15 protein-coding genes are annotated in these 15525 nt (G+C 32.2%); 2 read left to right on the top strand and 13 right to left on the bottom strand.

All coding sequences use genetic code 11. The features are described 5' to 3' along the window. Nucleotide 1 precedes the first annotated feature (1 nt). The 11 genes from aroB to cmk all read right to left on the bottom strand — a co-directional run bounded on the left by aroB (nt 2) and on the right by cmk (nt 10880). Nucleotides 2–1069, bottom strand: coding sequence for a 3-dehydroquinate synthase (aroB, locus tag KA926_RS11215; RefSeq protein ID WP_210144373.1), 1068 nt, complete (start codon nt 1067–1069; stop codon nt 2–4). Between the two features lie 37 nt (nt 1070–1106). Further along, nucleotides 1107–2273: a chorismate synthase gene (aroC, locus tag KA926_RS11210; protein WP_210144372.1), complete on the bottom strand. Its 1167-nt coding sequence runs from the start codon at nt 2271–2273 to the stop codon at nt 1107–1109. Nucleotides 2274–2658: 385 nt separating this feature from the next. Further along, on the bottom strand, nt 2659–3108 hold the full coding sequence (ndk, locus tag KA926_RS11205; protein WP_019468918.1) for a nucleoside-diphosphate kinase: 450 nt from the start codon (nt 3106–3108) through the stop codon (nt 2659–2661). 124 nt (nt 3109–3232) lie between these two features. After that, nucleotides 3233–4186, bottom strand: a complete 954-nt coding sequence (locus tag KA926_RS11200) for a polyprenyl synthetase family protein (protein ID WP_210144371.1) — start codon at nt 4184–4186, stop codon at nt 3233–3235. Nucleotides 4187–4211: 25 nt separating this feature from the next. Then, nucleotides 4212–4913 carry a demethylmenaquinone methyltransferase gene (locus tag KA926_RS11195; protein ID WP_107384503.1) on the bottom strand — a complete coding sequence of 234 codons (702 nt, stop codon included), beginning with the start codon at nt 4911–4913 and terminating at the stop codon, nt 4212–4214. Nucleotides 4914–4930: 17 nt separating this feature from the next. After that, on the bottom strand, nt 4931–5488 hold the full coding sequence (locus KA926_RS11190; protein WP_107384497.1) for a heptaprenyl pyrophosphate synthase subunit A: 558 nt from the start codon (nt 5486–5488) through the stop codon (nt 4931–4933). A 296-nt stretch (nt 5489–5784) separates the two neighbouring features. Beyond that, entirely contained in the window at nt 5785–6057 is a 273-nt protein-coding gene (locus KA926_RS11185) for an HU family DNA-binding protein (protein ID WP_019468914.1), read from the bottom strand. A gap of 169 nt (nt 6058–6226) precedes the next feature. Further along, nucleotides 6227–7225: an NAD(P)H-dependent glycerol-3-phosphate dehydrogenase gene (locus tag KA926_RS11180; RefSeq protein WP_107384498.1), complete on the bottom strand. Its 999-nt coding sequence runs from the start codon at nt 7223–7225 to the stop codon at nt 6227–6229. 16 nt (nt 7226–7241) lie between these two features. Further along, nucleotides 7242–8552: a ribosome biogenesis GTPase Der gene (gene der, locus KA926_RS11175; RefSeq protein WP_019468912.1), complete on the bottom strand. Its 1311-nt coding sequence runs from the start codon at nt 8550–8552 to the stop codon at nt 7242–7244. Between the two features lie 195 nt (nt 8553–8747). Then, nucleotides 8748–9926 carry a 30S ribosomal protein S1 gene (gene rpsA / locus KA926_RS11170; RefSeq protein ID WP_210144370.1) on the bottom strand — a complete coding sequence of 393 codons (1179 nt, stop codon included), beginning with the start codon at nt 9924–9926 and terminating at the stop codon, nt 8748–8750. Between the two features lie 297 nt (nt 9927–10223). After that, on the bottom strand, nt 10224–10880 hold the full coding sequence (gene cmk, locus KA926_RS11165) for a (d)CMP kinase (RefSeq protein WP_210144369.1): 657 nt from the start codon (nt 10878–10880) through the stop codon (nt 10224–10226). 78 nt (nt 10881–10958) lie between these two features. Between cmk and KA926_RS11160 the strand changes: the two genes are divergently transcribed. After that, nucleotides 10959–11933 carry an asparaginase gene (locus KA926_RS11160; RefSeq protein WP_107386676.1) on the top strand — a complete coding sequence of 325 codons (975 nt, stop codon included), beginning with the start codon at nt 10959–10961 and terminating at the stop codon, nt 11931–11933. Nucleotides 11934–12026: 93 nt separating this feature from the next. Here the strand turns inward: KA926_RS11160 and ypdA are convergent, their stop codons facing one another. After that, a complete protein-coding gene (gene ypdA / locus KA926_RS11155) occupies nt 12027–13013 on the bottom strand; it encodes a bacillithiol disulfide reductase YpdA (RefSeq protein ID WP_210144368.1) in 987 nt (328 codons plus the stop codon). Nucleotides 13014–13321: 308 nt separating this feature from the next. Between ypdA and KA926_RS13995 the strand changes: the two genes are divergently transcribed. Continuing rightward, entirely contained in the window at nt 13322–13573 is a 252-nt protein-coding gene (locus KA926_RS13995; RefSeq protein WP_245335861.1) for a transposase, read from the top strand. 436 nt (nt 13574–14009) lie between these two features. Here the strand turns inward: KA926_RS13995 and KA926_RS11145 are convergent, their stop codons facing one another. Continuing rightward, nucleotides 14010–15491: a LysM peptidoglycan-binding domain-containing protein gene (locus KA926_RS11145; RefSeq protein WP_210144367.1), complete on the bottom strand. Its 1482-nt coding sequence runs from the start codon at nt 15489–15491 to the stop codon at nt 14010–14012. Nucleotides 15492–15525: the final 34 nt, after the last annotated feature.

Here is a 15525-nt window from a genome sequence, read left to right as displayed (position 1 = left end):
CCTACTTTTTAATATATGTTTGTAATGCATTAAAGCTCTCTAATAATATGGATTTATCAACATGTTTAACCACAGGGTTACCCAATCCTTCTAATAAAACCATCTGAACCCCTTGCTGATCATTCTTCTTATCTCTTAACATCAATTCATAAAGTGGATCAAAATCGAAGGTATTGATAATATTTAATGGATAATCTAGAGAATTTAAATAATTGATGTAATGTGAAATATTAAAATTTTGATTTAAAATATGATTTGCCACAATAAATTGGAATAGGATGCCAATCATTACTGCATGACCATGTGGTATTTTAAATGTGTATTCAACGGCGTGACCAAAAGTATGTCCTAAGTTTAAAAATTTACGAACGTTAGATTCTTTTTCATCTTTTACAATGATATTTAACTTAGTCTCTATGCCCTTAAAAAGATAATACTCAATTTCATTTAAGGAGGTTAACGTAGCTTTGTCATAAAAATGCGCTTCAATATCTCGTACTGCGTTCGCACTATTTAATAAAGCGTGTTTATATACTTCAGCATAACCACTCAATACTTCTGTATAAGGGAGTGTTGAAAGAAAATTCAAATCATAGATCACAGCATTTGGTCTATAAAATGCACCAATCAAATTCTTACCGTGCTTCGAATTGATACCCACTTTACCACCAACACTAGAATCGTGCGCTAATATCGTCGTAGGTACCTGTATAAAATCAACGCCTCTTAATAAGGTAGAAGCTAAAAATCCAGCGAAATCACCTGTGGCTCCCCCTCCTACTGCAATGATACACGTATTTCTGGTCAAATTTTTACTCAATAATGTTTCTATACTTTCGGCATAATAAGCTAGAGATTTTGTGGTTTCACCTGATGGAACCATCAGCTTGTGTGCATCGTATTCAGATGTAATAAATTCTAATGTGTCATCCCATTTGTTTGCGATTTCGGTATCAACGACAAGTACAATATCTTTATAATTTTCAATATAATGACGTAAATCCTTTAATGCGTTATGTTCTATGATGATGGGATAATTATTTGTCTCATACGTAGTTTGTAATTTCATAGATATCACCTGGCTAATCTTAAAATTTTAATAAAACTTAGTATTCTATATTCAACAAGCGACGTTCTTCAATTTGTGATTTTAATTGATCGATATGATTACATTGGAATTCTTCTAATAGTGCTTTTGCAAGTTCAAATGCAACAACATTTTCTACTACAACACTTGCAGCTGGAACAGCACAACTATCAGAACGTTCAACAGAAGCTTTAAATGATTCTTTAGTGTTAATGTCTACTGAGTTTAAAGGTTTATATAGTGTTGGAATTGGTTTCATAACTCCATTGACGACAATAGGCATACCATTAGACATACCACCTTCAAATCCACCTAAATGATTTGACCCTCTGTAATAACCATTGGTTGTATCATATAGTATTTCGTCCTGTATTTCACTACCAGGTTTTTCAGCTGCTTTAAATCCTTCTCCAAAACTCACACCTTTAAAGGCATTGATACTTACGACACCTTGAGCAATTCTACCATCTAATTTACGGTCATAATGGACATAACTACCAATACCAATTGGCATACCTTCAATAACAGTTTGGACAACACCACCAATAGTATCTCCTGCCTTTTTAGCGTCATCAATTTTATCTCTCATTTGTTGAGCGATATCATCATTAATAACACGAACATCATTTTTATCAATATTAGATTTAATCGTTTCAAGATCATACTCTAAATCATCTTTAATACCACCAATTTCCATAACTCTACTATAAAAATGAATATCGAGTTGTTTAAGTAATATTTTAGATACAGCGCCAACAGCTACTCGCGCAGCAGTTTCTCTAGCTGAAGAACGTTCTAATACATTTCTTAAGTCTCTATGATTATATTTCATACCACCGATTAAGTCTGCATGTCCAGGACGTGGTTTTGTAATCACACGTTTCATGTTTTCTTGATCTTCATCGCTAATAGGGTCAGCACCCATTATTTTTCTCCAATGTTTAAAATCATCATTTGTGACAATAAGCGTGATTGGACTACCAAGTGTATACCCGTTTCGCACACCAGACACAATTTCAACACTATCTTTTTCAATTTGCATGCGTCGACCTCTACCATATCCACCTTGACGCTTAAACATTTCTTCATTTATATCGGCAACATTAATTTCTAAATTTGCTGGCACACCTTCAATAATTACTGTTAGCTGTGGACCATGTGATTCTCCTGAAGTTAAATATCTCATTATTTACCCACTCCGTTCTTTAGTACTTTAAATGATTATATGTTCCTTATCTTATCATATTCATTTGTTCAAATTAACAGAAAAATTTCAAATAACTAAACTTTATAAGATTTACCTACATTCAACTATAACATCTGGCTAAATTTTAGTAATAACTTAAGATATTAAACGACTTCACTATAGAATGCAATTGCAACTTTTAACCATAGAAAAAACACTTTCGTATCAATTCATATTATTATGAATTCAACGAAAGTGTTTTGATTTTAATCACACGACCAAGAATCGTGTTTTAACTATCAGCTTTTTATCTATATTGTTGAAAGTATTAAAAGTTAATAATGAATGTCATCTTATTTACATAGGTTTGTCAATTCAAAGACAATTATTCATATAACCAAGCTTCACGTGATTCTGTGAAATCACTTAATTCTTCTGCGTTAAACCAAAGCTTGATTTCTTTATTAGCAGATTCTACTGAATCTGAACCATGAATAATGTTTCTGCCTACAGTCAAACCAAAGTCTCCTCTAATTGTACCAGGTGTAGCTTCTGATGGGTTTGTTGCTCCAATAATGTGACGTGCAATATGTACAGCATCTTCACCTTCTACAACCATTGCAAATACCGGTGCAGAAGTAATAAAATCTATTAAATTACCATAGAATGGTTTATCTGTATGTTCAGCGTAATGTTCTTCTGCAAGCGATTTTGGTACCGTCATTAGTTTAGCACCTACAAGTTTTAGTCCTTTACGTTCAATACGTGAAACGATTTCACCTATCAAGTTACGTTGAACCGCGTCCGGTTTAATCATTAAAAATGTTCTTTCCATTGTGTGTTTATCCCCCTGTTAATGATGTAAGTTTTATAAAAATATAAAACAAAATATTATAATGTCTTAAAGCACATTATAATATTAACAGTTAATTTAAGCGCTTTCAATGCTTTTCACACAATTATCCGTTTCTTTTTCCTACTTTTTTAATAATTTTTTTAAATAAAGGTTTTGCTTCATCTCTTTCTAGCTGATCAATAAGATGTAGGGCTTTATCTAAATATCTATCACTGATTGCTTGCGATTGGTTTATGACATCAGAATGTTTAATTGTTTGAATACATTCATCAAATAATGATTGATCACTGTTAGGGCGAAGTTGTTCGATTTTTGATTTGAACTCAGGATTTTTACGCATTTCTAACAATACTGGTAAAGTTAAGTGACCGTTCATTAAATCACTGCCTACAGGTTTTCCTAATTTTTTTTCAGAACTAGTAAAATCTAGAATATCATCTACGATTTGAAAACTCATCCCAATATAATGTCCAATCATTTTTAAATTACGAACTGTTTTGGTATCGGCGTGTGAAGCAATTGCGCCAACTTCTGTTGATAATTGTATGAGCAATGCTGTTTTGCGATTGATTCTTCTTAAATAATTTGTAATTGTTTGATTTGCATTAAATTGATCTTGAAATTGATACAATTCACCCATACATACTTCAACAATAGCACTAGATATCACTTTATGTACTCGATTATCTTCTATATTTGAAATATATTCTAAACCGACTGCTAATAGAAAATTCCCTGTAAGAATCGCAGTATCCTGATCCCATTTTTTAGCAATAGTTAAGCTGCCGCGACGTTTATCACTTTTATCAATGACATCATCATGTACTAAAGTCGCCATATGTATTAATTCAAGTGCAACAGCTACACGATATACATCTTCATTCATTTCTTCACCAAATTGACTACTTAAGATTACAAAGGCGGGTCTTACACGTTTACCACCTGATGAAAACAAATGATAAGAAGCATCTTCTAAGATTTGATCTTTACTTATTAATGCTTCTTCTAATCGTTTTTCAATTATTTTAATTTCATTATTCATATTTAACTTTGACACAGTCATCACCTTTGGTTGTTTCATTTTATTTATAGCCTAGGTGCATCGCTGCAACGCCACCAGTGAAGCTACGTACCTTTATATTACTAAATCCTGCTTGTGAAAATAAACGTTTCAATTTTTCTTTATCTGGAAAATCAAAAGTGGATTGTTGTAACCATTCATATTCATCTTTTGATTTCGCAAATATTTTACCGAATATAGGCATAATAAATTTAAAATATAATTTATAACACTGTTTGAATATTGGTGCAGTTGGCTGGCTTGTTTCTAAACAAACAACCATACCACCAGGCTTTAACACTCTATTAAGTTCCTTAAGTGTTGCTAGATAATCAGGTACATTACGCAAACCAAAGCCGATTGTGACATAATCAAATTCATTATCTTCAAACGGTAAATTCATTGCATCACCATGAATAAGTTGGATGTTTTGCATATCCGTTGTCTTCTTTTTCCCTTCTTCAAGCATGTTCTCACTAAAATCTACACCTATCACTTCACCAGAAGGACCGACTGCCTTGCTTAAAGAAATGGTCCAATCGGCCGTGCCACAACAAACATCTAATGCTTTGCTACCGTCTTTGACATTCATTTCTTTCATTACACGTTTTCTCCATGTTTTATGTTGTTCAAAGCTAATGATGTTATTTAAGCGATCATACTTTCCAGAAATGTTTTGAAAAACGTTATGGACTTGTTCTTTTTTTGCTTTATTATCTGTCATCATTGATTACCTCTTTTTTAATAAATTTCTGATTTAATTTCATCTAAAAATGTAGTTAATTCATCTTTTGAATATTTCTTTAAATACGAAGGATGATTTTCTAATATGTTTGCTAATAATTTTTGGTTTATATTTACTGTTTCTATATTTGGTACGTATCGATTGATTGTTATAAGTGGAAATTTATTTTCTATCATTAAAATATAATGTCCAATTTTTTCTCTTGGAATCACTCCATTATGGATTGAAGATTTCATTTCGTTAATTTCAACAATCGCTGAACTAATTTGCTTTTGAAAAATTGGATCATGTAACTTCGCTAATAATGTATAAAAGTGAGCGCTTAGTAAATCACCAATTAATATGGCTTTCTTAGAGGATAAATTTTTGGAAACCTCATCTAAATGACGCATCGCAGTATCTATAGTGAGGCAAGCTAATTTAGCATCTTCAGGTATATCATAAGAATCAAGGATTTTTGCTAATACTTCATTTATATAAATAGCGTCATAATGATGTATACCTTTCAAGCGTTGGGTAATTTGTTTTTCAAAAATACTTAATGTCGTTTCCATGTTCACACCTCACGTTATTATCAATATACATATTAACATTATATAAGGAAAATTAAAATCAACGGTTTTCAAACTGATAAATATATACGTTTTATGTATTTTGTGAATAATAAAAATTATTCAAAGAAATGAATTATGTTTTGTTAATTATTTTAAAAAGCTCTTAATATCATATCATCATATCGAATGATACCATATTAAGAGACATAGTTTACAATCTATTTTTATTTGCGTTTAAAAATTTTTACCAAAAGAAAAAAGCCCCTGTAACAAGGGCTTCACTTGTAAGTAAAGAATTATTTAACTGCATCTTTTAAAGCTTTACCAGCTTTGAACGCCGGTACTTTGCTTGCAGGGATATCAATTTCTTTACCAGTTTGTGGATTACGTCCTTTACGAGCAGCACGTTCACGTACTTCGAAATTACCGAATCCAATTAATTGTACTTTTTCACCTTTAGAAAGTGATGTTTGAATTGATTCGAATACTGCATCTACAGCTAAACCAGCTTCTTTTTTAGTTAAGTCAGCTTGTTCAGCAACAGCATTGATTAAATCTGTTTTGTTCATTATGAATTCACCTCCCCTAGGGTTTATAATGATAACTTAATATCATTATGGTATGACTTTAACACAACGAATACTGCAACTGCAATGATTTATGTGTAAAAAACGTTGAATTAATAGGATTTTAATATCAAATTGTTATATATTTGCTAAAAAGTGTAATACTTCTATCTTATTCCGCTTTTTTGCCACGTTCCATTAAATCTTTTACGCTTTCATCGACAGGTTGGTTTTCAAATAAAACTTTGTATAATGCAGTTGTAATTGGCATATCAATATTGTGTTCTTTTGCTAAATTATAAACTGATTTTGTCGTGTATACACCTTCAACAACCATATTCATTTCTTCTAATGCTTTGTCTAAGGATTTACCCTCACCTAATTTATAACCAAGTGTATAATTTCTAGAATGTGTAGAGGTACAAGTTACAATTAAATCGCCAATACCACCCAAGCCTAAAAATGTGAGTGGATCTGCACCTAATTTTTCGCCAAGTCTACTTATTTCAGCTAAACCTCTAGTCATTAATGCCGCTTTAGCATTGTCTCCGAAACCCATTCCTGAAATCACACCACTTGCAACAGCTATAATATTTTTTAAAGCACCACCCAATTCTACACCAACTAGGTCGTCATTAGTATAAACTCTTAAATAATCGTTCATAAATAAATCTTGGGCTAGCTTGCTCACCTCTGTTGATTTAGAAGAAGCAGCCACTGTAGTTGGTTGTTTGATGACAACTTCTTCAGCATGACTTGGCCCTGATAATACACCGATACCTGCATTATGTTCAGGGCTGATTGAGTCTTCTAACATTTCAGAAACACGTTTATAAGTGTCGTTTTCTATTCCTTTAGCAACATGGATAAAGGTTTTTTTCGATGATAAATGTGAATCTATTTCACTTGCAACTTCTCTCATCGCTTTAGTAGGTAAAGCCATGAGATATACATCTGAATGTGTTATTGCTTTATTTATATCAGTAGTTGCGTTAATTGATAACTCAAGTTGTGCATTTTTAAGATATTTTGTATTTGAATGTAATTCATTTATTTCTTTAACAGTCGTTTCATTTTTTCCCCACATTAATACTTGGTGTCCATTTTCAGCTAAGACATTTGCTAATGCCGTACCAAAACTCCCCGTACCAAAGACAGTTATATTAGACATGTAACCCCTCCATTTATTAATTTCTTCTTCTAGATATGATGTGTACAGGTGTACCTTCAAATCCAAAGGCAGCTCTTATTTGATTTTCAAGATAACGTTTATAAGAAAAATGCATTAATTCTACGTCATTTACAAATACAACAAATGTAGGAGGCTCTATTGCAACTTGTGTAGCATAAAATACGTTTAATCGACGCCCTTTATCTGTTGGTGTAGGATTCATAGAAATCGCATCTGTGATAACTTCATTTAATGTTGAACTTTGAACACGTTTTTTATGATTTTCACTAGCTTCTAGAATGTATGGGAATAGCGTAGATAATCTTTTCTGTTCTTTAGCTGAAACAAATGCGATTTGTGCATAATCTAAGAATTGAAATTCTTTTCGCACTTCGTCTTTAAATTTCTTCATTGTGTTTGTTTCTTTATCTACAGCATCCCATTTATTGACAACTATAACAATCGCTTTTCCTTCTTCATGTGCATACCCAGCGACACGCTTATCTTGTTCTATAATGCCTTGTTCTGCATCAATTACTACTAAAACAACGTTTGATCGTTCTATCGCTTTAAGTGCTCGTAAAACTGAGTACTTTTCTGTATTTTCATATACTTTACCTTTTTTTCGCATACCAGCAGTATCAATAAGGACGTAATCTTGATCATCATAGCTATATTCAGTATCAATAGCATCTCTAGTTGTCCCAGCAACATTTGATACGATGACACGATTTTCACCTAATATGGCATTAACTAAACTTGACTTCCCAACATTAGGGCGACCAATGATTGATAAACGAATTGTATCTTCGTCATATGGGTCTGGTTCTTCTTCTTTGAAGTTTTTAACTACTTCATCTAATAAATCACCTAATCCCAAACCATGTGAACCTGAAATAGGATAAGGATCTCCGAAACCTAGTGAATAAAAATCATAAATTTCATTACGCATTTCAGGATTATCAACTTTATTCACAGCTAATACAACGGGTTTTTTAGATTTGTATAGCATTTGAGCTACCATTTCATCACTTTGTGTTAAGCCTTCTCTAACATTTACCATAAAAATAATGACATCAGCTTCATCTATGGCAATTTCTGCTTGTGCTCTTATCTGTGTTTGGAATGGCGCTTCACCAATTTCAATACCTCCAGTATCAATGATATTGAAATCATGAGTTAACCATTCGCCTGATGAATAAATTCTGTCACGAGTCACACCTGGTGTATCTTCAACAATAGAGACACGTTCACCTACGACTCTGTTAAAAATTGTAGACTTTCCAACATTCGGTCTTCCTACAATAGCAACTATAGGTTTAGTCATAACTAACTTCCTCTCTTTTTTAATCTCTATAATTCTATCATACGGGGTAAGTATTTCAAAAGAAATTATTAATAAAACCATTTAAATGATTTCCATTAAATACAATTACTTAATTGATTGATATGGACACTAAAAAAATAAATCTTGCCCTAACATGATATAGGACAAGATTTAGATTTGGTCTTATGATAATTATTAAAACTTAATATCTTTAAGTTTATCTCCGAAAACATCACCAAGTGTTGGATTGTCTTCATCTTCATTATTATCTAAATACGATTTCGTTGTTTCATTATCACTTTCAGCAATGTTTTCGTCAGGTAATGTTGCTTTAATAGAAAGTGAAATACGTTCATTATCAATATCGACACTGAGTATTTTAACACTGACAACTTGTCCTGGTTCTAACACTTCACCAGGTGTACCTATGTGTGAATGACTGATTTCTGAAATATGAACTAAACCTTGAACGCCAGGTTTGATTTCAACAAAAGCACCAAAATTTGTAAGTCTGACAACTTTACCTTCTATTACATCGCCTTCATTGACTTCTCCTCTTAATGATTCGAATGGGCTTGGTAACGTATCTTTAATTGATAATGAAATACGTTCAGAATCTTTATCAACAGATTTTACCTTCACTTTAACTTGATCACCAATTGAGACAACATCTTCTGGTGATTTAACATGTTCATGTGATAATTCAGAAACATGTACAAGTCCATCTACGCCACCAATATCGATAAACGCTCCGAAGTTTGTTAAGCGTGCAACTTTACCTTCTATTACATCGCCTTCATTAAGATTATTTAGTAAGTCATCTTTTTTCTCCGCATTTTCTAATGCTTCTACAGCTTTACGACTAAGAATGACGCGATTATTTGCTGGATCTAGTTCTTCAACTTTTAATTTTAGAACTTGACCTTCAAAATGAGAGAAATCTTCGATGAAATCGGTTGAAATTAATGAAGCTGGTACAAACCCTCTTTGACCAACATCTACTACTAAACCACCTTTTACAACTTCATTGACTTTAGCTTCGATAATTTCATCATTATCTAATTTTTCTTGTAAAAATTCATATGACTTTTCAGTTTCTAATTGACGTTTAGATAAGATATAAGTGCCTGTCTCATTTTCTTCGTCATATTCCACTTTTGTAACATATGCACCGATTTCGTCACCAACTTTAACAGCATCACTCGGATTATCAATATGATGTGTTGAAAGTTGACTTATAGGGATAATACCGTTAAATTTACCACCGTTAACATGTACAATTACTTGTTTTTCTTCAATCTCTTGAATTTCACCAGTAACTCTATCCCCTTCTTTAATTTCGTTAATCATTGATTCATTGAATTCTTCAGTCATCTTGTCTGCCTCCTTATTACACTACATATTTATAACATCTTATAATTTGACAGAATTGTCAAGAAATTCCACTTTATAGTGAACACTCTAATTCTATACATTTAAAAATATTAATTGATACTTATCATGTAGATAATAGTTTTAATATCAATAGCAATTTACATTGACTTATATGTAGTACAAATTTTAAAAATCTACTACAATAATATACCCTAATTTTGATATTTTATAACTTTTTTACATTATTTTAACAAAAAGACAAAAAGAATAACAAATTGACCATGCATGCTTAAATATTTAAATTTTTTCTACTAATGTTAAAATTTTATCAGTAACTTCTTCGATACTCATACCAGTAGTGTCAATTGTTATTGCATCATCAGCTTTTTTCAATGGAGATATTTCTCTGTTCATATCATAGTGATCACGCTCAGAAATTTCTTTTTTTAATTGTTCTACTGTTGATTGAATCCCTCTGATTTCATTGTCCTTTTGACGACGTACAGCACGTTCTTCCACAGAAGCAATCATATATATTTTTAAATCAGCATCAGGTAAGACAACAGTACCGATATCTCTTCCGTCCATTACGATTCCTTTTTGCTCTGCTAATTCTTGTTGTTTTTCAACTGCAAATGAACGCACTAATTCTTTTGAAGAAACATAGGAAACATGATTCGTTACATCATTTTCTCTTAAATAATCTGTAACATCTTGGTTGTCTAAAATAATTCTTTGTCCTTTTTCTTCATCATAAGTTAATGATAGTTCCGTTGACTGAACAAGTTCAGAAAAATTTTCAGTTTTATTTAATTGTAAATATTTATAAGTAATAGCACGATACATTGCACCAGTATCTACATAAACCATAGACAATTTGGCTGCCACAAGTTTTGCTATTGTACTCTTACCTGCGGCTGCAGGTCCATCAAGTGCGATATTTATTGGTTTCATTTTAGTAACCCTTCCTTGTTGTTTTATAGATATTATTTTATCATAAATATGTATTTTATAAATAGGAGGAATGCACACATGAAAAAACTTCTTGTCATACATACTGGTGGTACGATTAGCATGTCACAAGATGAATCAAACAAAGTTGTTACAAATACGGATAATCCAATTTCGAATCATCAAAATATTATTAATAAATATGCTGATGTAACTGAAATAACACCTTTTAATGTACCATCCCCACATATGAATATTGAGTATGTAGAAACATTAAAGCAAATTATTAACCAATCTGAAAAACAAGATGACTATGATGGTTATGTGATTACACATGGCACTGACACGCTAGAAGAAACGGCATATTTATTAGATTTAACAGTGGATACCTCGAAACCAATTGTAATCACAGGTGCGATGCGTTCCTCTAATGAAATTGGTGCAGATGGATTATATAACTTTTTATCAGCAATTAGAGTTGCAATTAGTGATGAATCATTAAATATGGGTGTGATGGTGGTATTTAATGATGAGATTCATACAGCTAGAAATGTTACGAAAACACATACTTCTAATACGAATACTTTTCAAAGCCCGAATCATGGTCCTTTAGGTGTGATTACAAAACAAAGTGTACAATTTCATCACAGACCATTTGATCATTTAGTACTGACTGAAATAAATCAAACTTTAAATATCCCACTTGTTAAAGCATATATGGGGATGAATAGTGATGTATTATCTTTCTACAGTGAAAAACAAGTGGATGGCATTATAATTGAAGCACTCGGACAAGGTAATTTACCTCCGACATGTTTAGAAGGATTGAATCAATGTTTAAGTAATCATATACCAGTCATACTTGTATCTAGATCTTTTAATGGCATTGTTGGCCCAATTTATGCCTATGAAGGTGGCGGAGCAACATTAGAGGAAAAAGGCGTTATTTTCTCTAACGGATTAAATGGACAAAAAGCGAGACTGAAATTATTAATCGGTTTAAGTAATCATTTAACGTTTGAACAATTGAAAAAGTATTTTGAAGCTCAGTTATAAAATAAAAAAAGAGTTGAGATAAGCAATATAGGATTTTAGAATATCGAAGGAATTCTAAAATCCTAATCACTTATCCAGCTCTTTGTTTTTATATTATGACTCTAAAGGTGTTTGTTTTTTAGATAAAATATTTTGAGTGATGATGCCACCATGATATTTGCCGTTTTCAATGAAAATCGTATTAGCATCATTCCCTGCTGCAATTACACCAGCAATATAACAATTTTCAACATTTGTTTCATAAGTTTCTTTGTTATGAACCGGTGCTGTACCATATTCATTTTCATTGATTTCAATTCCAATTGATTTTAAGAAATTATAGTCAGGGTGATAACCAATCATTGCAAAAATATAATCGTTAGGAATCTCAATTACTTCCCCATCTTGCTCATAAATAACACTGTCTTCAGTTATTTTTGTGACATCAGCGTTAAAAGCCATGTTTATTTTTTCATGTTTCACTAATGATTCAAAGTTAGGTAAAATCCATGGTTTAACTGCTTTTGGATAGTCAGAACCACGATAGATAACTGTGACATGTGCACCAGCTTTTTCTAATTCCAATGCTGCATCTACTGCTGAGTTTTTGCCACCGATGATAACAACATTTTGATCGAAATAAGGATGTGCTTCTTTAAAGTAATGTTTTACTTTTGGTAGTTCTGCACCTTCTACTTCTAATGTATTATGTTGACCATAATAACCAGTAGCTACAGTTAGAAATCGACACTGATAAACATCTTTCGTAGTAGTAAGTGTAAAACGATTATTAATTTTTTTAACAGTAAGGACTTCTTCGAAAGCATTGATACGTAGTTGATGATGTTTAACAACTTCTCTATAATACACTAATGCTTGATTTCGACGTGGTTTGCTTTCTTCTACAATAAACGGAATGTCGCCGATACTTAATTTATCACTTGAAGAAAAGAATGTTTGATGTGTTGGATAGTTATAAATAGCATCCACGATATTTCCTTTTTCAATTACTAATGTATCAATCCCTTTTTTCTTTTGTTCGATAGCGGCACTTAAACCACATGGTCCACCGCCAATAATTATACTTTCTACTGTTTGCATAGTATTTGTCCTCCTTTTACCACCCATTTATTATACCAGTAGATTTTAAAAAACCAAGTGATAGAATTTGAAAATTTGTTTACAATAAAAATTAATTCACTAAAATTAGCACAATGCAAAAAGGACTAATCCATTTGATAAGGATTAGTCCCAAGCTGTCGATAAAGTCTCCGGCTTTGTTGGCAGTATTTTATGTACGCTTTCCGCGGGCACTGCCTTAGCCTGTAGTCTTCGGCTAGTGCAATTCCCGCAGGAGGTGGCATATATTACTGCCAATATTATAATAAAATTAAACAGTGATGATATTTATGCTGTTGAATAAATCAATCGATAAAAGAGAGCAATATAAAATGATTTCTTTTTCTGAATTTGTCCCTAATAATCATTTATTACGTAAAGTCGATGCGATATTAGATTTAAATTTTGTATATGAACTTGTTGAAGGAAAATATTGTCTTGATAATGGTAAACCATCAATAAATCCAGTAATTTTAGTAATAATTATACAAGTCGTTTTCAAGATACAGATTTATTTAAACAAATATTTGAGAAAACACTAAAAATAGCTATCAAAAATAATCAATAAATACACCAAAAGAATTGTGAAAAAAGATACGCTCCACTTGCAGGAAGGATTGGACAATGAAATAAATAAACAAAGACGAGCACTAAGAAAAAAGCCATTAAAAAGTAAAAACAAGGAGGAAAATAAAACAAAAAAGTTAAGCACAACTGATCCAGAAGCCGGATACTACGCTAATTTGTGGTGCCATGAATTTAATAAATCGCATTGCGACTAGTAAAAGTACCAGTAATGGTCTGAAAGACTACTACTATTTTGAAAAAACTATATAAGTAGAAAATAAACAAACCCTTCGCAAATTAATGCGAAGGGTTTGTTTACGTTCAGTAACTAATCCATTTGATAGGGATTAATCCTTTTATGGAAATGGGCTTGATATTCAAGCCCATTATATTTATACAGTGTGAATGATATTATTGAGGGATAACTAATTGTTGTCCATTATGAATATCATTACTTTGTAAACCATTGGCTTTTCTGATTTTTTCTACATTTTCAGGAGAACCACTTCCATAATATTGGATAGCTATTCTGTATAGGTTTTGACCATTTACAGTATGTGTTTGTTGTCCTGAATTGTTGTTTGAAGATTGATTGTTTTGTTGATTGTTTTGGGTGTTAGTTGCTTGGTCTTGATTTGCTGAATCATTACCTTGATTCGTAGCTTGGTTATCTTGTTGAGACTGATCGTTTTGACCACTTTGTGCATTTTGATCACTTTGATTACTTTGATTGCTTTGGTCTGATTCAGTAGTTTGATTTTGGTCGCTAGTAGCAGCATCATCAGAATTAGAATCAGTTTGATTTGAACTATCATCATTATCTGATTCAGCGCTATCGTCACTGTTTTTATTTGCTTTATCACTATCAGCATCTTTGTCTTTGTCTGAATCTTTCTTGTTGTCCTTGTCTGAGTCAGCATTTTTATCTTTGTTATCAGCTACTTTTTTATCGTCGTTGCTGCCACTATCATCATTATTGCCAGTTAGTGCCATACCACCAAAAATTCCGATTGCTGCTAAAATTAAAATTGCTGCTATAATAGGTAATATTTTTCCGAACAAGCCACCTTTTTTCTTGTTGTTATTGTTATCATCATCATTATTATTATCGTTGTTACTGTCACCGTTGCCATTATTTCCACCAGAGCCGTTGCCATTTGAATGTGCAGCTTTTGCTCCTGCAGCTCCTGCACCAGCCGCAGCTGCTCCACCGGCTACAGCAGCACCTTTTTTCTTGTTGTCTTTTTGCTCTTTATCATTTTCAGATTTAGTATTAGTTTCATCAGTGTGTTGATCTTTATTATTTGATGCATCTACGTCTGTGCTAGCACCACTTTTTTCTTTATTTTTTGTTGATGTGTTATCATCTTTTGAATCAACAGATTCATCTTTTTTGTCATGATGTTTTTTAGCAGCATAAGTACCAGCACCAGCTGCTGCCGCTCCACCAGCCATGGCAGCACCTTTTTTCTTATCGTTTGTATCTTCAGATTGGTTGTCATGATGTGTTTCGTTATCACTATCTTTTTTATTTCGATTTTGATTAATATTATTGCTTTCTGAAGGGTCTTGATTCTTATTGATTTCATCTGTATGAGATGATGAATGTGTGTCTTGTTGTTGTTCATCATCTATTTGATTTGATTTATCATTATTTTCATCAACAGGTGATTGGTTTCCTTCATTTTGATGTGTTGCCGTATCTCTTCTACGTTGTCTTCTTTGAGCATTTCTAGGAGGGAATTGTTCGTCTTTTTTATCAGAAACTTCCTCTTTTACGTTGTCAACGGAATCGTTAACAGAATCCTGTACATCATCTTGATGTTCTTTTGGATCAATAGATTGACGATTTTTCTCAAAATCATCTTTGAAATTATTATTAGACAAATTCATCATCCTTCCGTCATTTAATTTTAGTATATACTGT

Source organism: Staphylococcus sp. GDY8P94P, assembly GCF_017892255.1.
Classification (GTDB): domain Bacteria; phylum Bacillota; class Bacilli; order Staphylococcales; family Staphylococcaceae; genus Staphylococcus; species Staphylococcus cohnii.
The sequence above is the reverse complement of the archived record's forward strand: the minus strand, read 5'-3'. Positions and strand labels throughout refer to the sequence as shown.